This is a genomic window from Chrysosporum bergii ANA360D (assembly GCF_029891735.1).
Taxonomy (GTDB): Bacteria; Cyanobacteriota; Cyanobacteriia; order Cyanobacteriales; family Nostocaceae; genus Umezakia; species Umezakia bergii.
The window spans coordinates 1-4988 of sequence record NZ_JANQDH010000088.1; the positions used below are offsets into that span (position 1 = coordinate 1).

Annotated in this window: 5 protein-coding genes; all 5 read left to right on the forward strand. The window is 39.3% G+C overall.

Annotated elements, in window-relative coordinates; translation table 11 throughout:
* Nucleotides 1-84: 84 nt before the first annotated feature.
* On the forward strand, nt 85-723 hold the full coding sequence (locus NWP17_RS13030; RefSeq protein ID WP_006276758.1) for an IS607 family transposase: 639 nt from the start codon (nt 85-87) through the stop codon (nt 721-723).
* Nucleotides 724-790: 67 nt separating this feature from the next.
* The gene (locus tag NWP17_RS13035; RefSeq protein ID WP_280655325.1) at nt 791-2041 is read left to right on the forward strand and encodes an RNA-guided endonuclease InsQ/TnpB family protein; all 1251 of its coding nucleotides are present in this window, start codon (nt 791-793) and stop codon (nt 2039-2041) included.
* 199 nt (nt 2042-2240) lie between these two features.
* A complete protein-coding gene (locus NWP17_RS13040; RefSeq protein WP_006278152.1) occupies nt 2241-2447 on the forward strand; it encodes a phycobilisome linker polypeptide in 207 nt (68 codons plus the stop codon).
* 233 nt (nt 2448-2680) lie between these two features.
* The gene (locus NWP17_RS13045) at nt 2681-3838 is read left to right on the forward strand and encodes an FtsW/RodA/SpoVE family cell cycle protein (RefSeq protein ID WP_102943352.1); all 1158 of its coding nucleotides are present in this window, start codon (nt 2681-2683) and stop codon (nt 3836-3838) included.
* A 152-nt stretch (nt 3839-3990) separates the two neighbouring features.
* Nucleotides 3991-4988 (forward strand): 5-histidylcysteine sulfoxide synthase (gene ovoA / locus NWP17_RS13050; RefSeq protein ID WP_280655326.1); only part of this gene is annotated, 998 nt, incomplete at its 3' end.

Consider the following 4988-nt stretch of genomic DNA (forward strand, 5'->3'; position numbering starts at 1 on the left):
AACTGTTCGGTAATTTCTACCCATAACTAGACAAAACTAACGGAACGTCTATAGATTGAGAGTAGTCCTAATTGGTATGTAATTATGGAAGACTCTCAAATGACTATTTCAATAGGAGACACTGCAAAAGAGCTTGGTGTCTCTGTGAAGACTGTTCGTAGGTGGGCAGACTCAGGAAAGTTGCGTTTTGAACGTTCGCCATCAGGTCACAGAAGATTTTATCTAGCAGACATCAAACGCATTACACCAAGAGATTTTAACCAGCTAGAAGACCGTGTGACCATTAATTATGCTCGTGTTTCTAGTAGTGACCAAAAAGAAGAGTTGACTAGACAGATACAAGTTTTAGAAGCTTTTAGCGGTGCTAATGGTTGGCAGTTTGAAACCATATATGACTTAGGCTCTGGACTAAATTACAACAAAAAAGGGCTTCAAAAGCTACTTAAACGCATCCTGCAAGGTGATGTTGGTCGATTAGTTCTGACACATAAGGATAAGTTGCTTAGATTTGGTTCTGAGCTTGTATTTGCCATGTGTGAAGAGTATGAGACTGAGGTAGTCATTATCAATAAATCAACTGAAGAAACTACCTTCGAGCAAGAATTAGTCACAGACATGATTGAGTTAATCACAGTTTTTTCAGCGCGTCTATACGGCTCTCGTAGCCGCAAAAACAAAAAGCTTTTAGATAATGTAGCCAAAGCTGTACAAGAATCTACCTAAATATGTTGACAGTTGGTAGATATAGATATATAATAGAGAAGTCAACAAAAACATTGGAGGTCGAACAGTGTTACTCAGTTTCAAAACAGCTTTGATACCAAACAATAAGCAGGAAACGTTGTTCCGTAAAGCATCTGGTGTGGCTCGTCATGCTTACAATTGGGGAAACGCTTACATCAAGGAAGTGTTAGAACTACGTGAGCAAGACAAGTCAATTAAAATACCTACAGCAATCGATTTACATAAAAAATTAGTTGCTGAAGTGAAATCTCAACATGATTGGTATTACGAAGTCAACAAAAATGTTCCTCAAAAAGCTTTAGCTGATTGTCGTGTAGCTTGGGATAGATGTTTTAAAAAGACATCGAAACAACCACGTTTCAAAAAGAAAGGTCAACGAGACTCTTTTTACCTTGAATCAGGTACTAAAGCAGTTCCTAAGATTCAAAATGACGGTAAACGCATCAAGTTACCTTCAATTGGTTGGGTAAAATTAGCTGAACCTTTACCAGTTACAGCAGTTCATAACTGTGTGATTTCAAGACAAGCTAATAAATGGTTTATTGCTATTAAGTACGAGATTGAAAAGCCTACCGTAGCAGTTGATAGACCGACTGTAGGCGTTGATATTGGAATCAAAGAATTAGCTGTTTGTTCTAATGGTAAAGTGTTCTCTAATCCGAAGGCATACGGACGTATGAGTAAGCGTATAAAACGTTTACAACGTTCGGTAAACAAGAAACAAAAAGGTTCTAATAACCGTAAAAAAGCTGTTTCTAAACTAGCTAAAATGCACGCACGAATAGCTAACATTCGTAAAGATGCTATCCATAAATTGACTAACTATCTTGCTAAAAACCACAGCGAAATAAAGATAGAAGATTTATCAGTTAAGTCATTCTTGAAGAATCACAAGTTAGCTGGTGCTATTGCTGATTGTGGTATGTACGAGTTCCGTAGACAGTTAGAATACAAAACCGAGAAGTTCTCTAGCAAATTAATGCTAGTTGATAGGATGTTTCCTAGCTCTCAGATTTGCTCTAACTGCGGTCAACATCGTCATAAAATGCCACTTAAAAACCGCGTCTATGTTTGTCCTGAATGTGGTCACATTGAAGACAGAGACTTAAACGCGGCAAAGAATATTGAACGATGGTTTGAAGGAATATTTATTCCGAGTCGTTCAGACTTGGCGGTGAGTTCCACCGTGTCAGCCTGTGGAGTAGACAAACCTCTCAAGAATCATCTTGAGACTACGATGAAACAGCAAGTAGGTTCTAAAGTCCAGATTTGTAAAGGTCTGAGTAGCTTTGGGTAGATCCTATAGAGCGGAATAGAATAGATATAGATATAGCCGTAGTCACCTACAAAGGTGCAAAGGCCTTCAGAATAGCTACCCATCAACCCTGTCTATAGCGTTCTGACTAGAGCTATAAATTCAAAGATTTGAGACAGGATTTAGTCTCAAGATTTTTCCGATAAAAAAGGTTTTCCAAAACACAGGGAGTTTAGAAAGAATGGCTCGTTTATTTAAAGTGACCGCTTGCGTTCCCAGCTTAACCCGCACCCGCACCCAAAGGGAATTACAGAATACTTATTTTACCAAGTTGGTTCCCTACGAAAACTGGTTCCGCGAGCAGCAACGAATTCAGAAAATGGGTGGTAAAATTGTTAAGGTAGAATTAGCAACTGGTAGGCAAGGTACTAATACTGGTTTGGCATGATTCTCATAGGTCAGAACTAATCAAGTCTCCCGCTCATTAATGTCTACCCAAACCTACCCAGATATTAACAATCTGGGTAGGTGGGGTGAGCGTGCATGAGTCCGCCATAAAAAAGAGTTACCTACCATCAGGTAAGGAGTGTCTAGCTATGTCCAGAAATTGTCGAACAGCAGCCAACCCCGCTCCAACCGCCTTACTCGCTGTAGGGCGGTGTAAACATATATAGTTTCAACGTGAACCTACGTCAACTCACTCCATTTTTTGATCATTCTGCTGGTAATTGGGCCCCGGAAGCACGTTTGTTGCGCTGGTTGACATTGCTATGGTTAATCCTGGGGTTAATTATGCTTTTTTCTGCATCTTATCCCGTAGCTGCTGAACGCCAGGATGATGGGTTGTATTACTTTAAACGTCAAATTATTTGGGTCTTTGTTGGTCTCATTTTATTTAACTGGATTGTAAATACCCCCTTATCTAAAATTTTAGCAGCATCCCATTGGTTTTTATTCCTATTTTTATTACTAATTTTCCTCATCCTTGTTCCCGGGGTAGGAAAAAAGGCTTTTGATGCAGCGCGGTGGATAGCCATTGGTCCTATTCCCATTCAACCATCAGAATTAATCAAGCCATTTTTAGTCCTACAAAGTGCTAGACTTTTTGCCCAGTGGGAAAAACTCTCCCCACAAGTTCGTCTGTTTTGGTTAGGTGTGTTTTGTTTAGTCCTGTTAGGGATTCTTGCCCAACCTAATCTTAGTACCACTGCGCTTTGTGGCATGACAATTTGGTTTATTGCTCTAGCCAGTGGCATACCCTACAGATACTTGGTAGGAACAGCATTAGGAGGGTTTTCCCTGGCATTATTAAGTATGAGTATTAAGGAGTACCAACGGCGTCGAGTCATGTCTTTTCTAAATCCTTGGGCTGATCCTACAGGGGATGGATATCAGTTGGTACAAAGTTTACTAGCAGTGGGTACAGGTCAAACCTGGGGAGTGGGATTTGGTATGTCCCAGCAGAAATTGTTTTATTTACCCATTCAAGATACGGATTTTATTTTTGCAGTTTTCGCTGAAGAGTTTGGTTTTGTGGGTGGTATAGTGCTTTTATTAGTGTTGGGTATGTTTGCAACCCTGGGATTAATAATTGCTTTCAAGGCTAAAAATCCCATTCACAAATTAGTAGCAACAGGTGTGACTGTACTTATAATTGGACAATCACTATTACATATTGCTGTTACAACAGGTGCCATACCAACCACGGGTTTACCTTTACCCATGTTTAGTTATGGGGGTAATTCCATGGTTGCCAGTTTAATGGCTTGCTCTTTATTAATTCGCGTTGCTAGAGAAAGTAGTGAAGCTGAGATTTTGTCGTTGAAAAAATCAGACTAACTCAATCAGCGAAATAACCATTGCTGGGGAGGTAAACCATAATGGTTAAATTTTGGTTAATAATGAAAAAAACGCCACCGTGTGTAGTATCTATATAACAGCACGTACATAAATAGTGTGCTGATAAACCGGATAAAATTTAACCCCAAAAAATGCCAACCCTATCCCGACTTCCTCATCTAGCATCTACCCAAATCATCAACCTAGATTGTTGTAGTAGGAAAAACCTGCTTGATTACTTTAACAACTCTTGGGAGTTAGAAACAACCCTATTAAGAAGCATCACTCACCCGGATGCTTTTTACCTGAATCCGGATCCTTTGAGAAACCGATTAATTTTTTATTTGGGACACTCAGCAGTTTTTTACATTAACAAGTTAGTTCGAGTTGGATTATTGCCAAATCCCATTAATCCCCAATTTGAGATTTTGTTCGAGGTTGGTGTTGACCCAGAAACACCTGATGAACTAGAATTGGCAACCCAACATATTATCTGGCCGGATGTAGACCAGGTTTGGGAATATAGAGAAAATGCCAGACAAGCAATTACTGAGATAATTGAAAATACACCTTTAAATTTGCCTATTCAGGCCCAACATCCCCTATGGGCATTATTAATGGGAATTGAACACAGTCGCATACATTTTGAGACCTCTTCTATGCTGCTACGTCAGTTACCAGTTGAGTATTTAAGGTTGCCATCAGGATGTAATTATGCACCCAGTCATGGTAAAATACCCCCTAATCAAATGCAGGAAATTCCTGGTGGTTTAGTTAAATTAGGTAAGAAAGAAGATGATTTAACTTTTGGTTGGGATAGCGAATATGGCAGTTTAGAAATTGTAGTTCGACCGTTTTTAGCCAGTAGTAATCTGATTACCAATGGAGAATTTTTACAATTTATACAAGCTGGTGGCTATGAAAATTCAGAATATTGGCATGGTGAATCCTGGCAATGGAAACAACAAAATAATGTGCAACATCCTAAATTTTGGCTATTGGAAAATTCCCACAATTACAAGTATCGGGCAACTTTTGATATTTTCGAATTGCCTGTAGATTGGCCAGTGGAAGTCAATTATTATGAAGCAATGGCTTACTGTCAATGGCAAGGTACTCGTTTAATGACAGAACCAGAATGGAATCGGGC

Coding starts and splice junctions, on each gene's coding strand:
- NWP17_RS13030 (WP_006276758.1), top strand. CDS start 85: ATGGAAGACTCTCAAATGACTATTTCAATAGGAGACACTGCAAAAGAG.
- NWP17_RS13040 (WP_006278152.1), top strand. CDS start 2,241: ATGGCTCGTTTATTTAAAGTGACCGCTTGCGTTCCCAGCTTAACCCGC.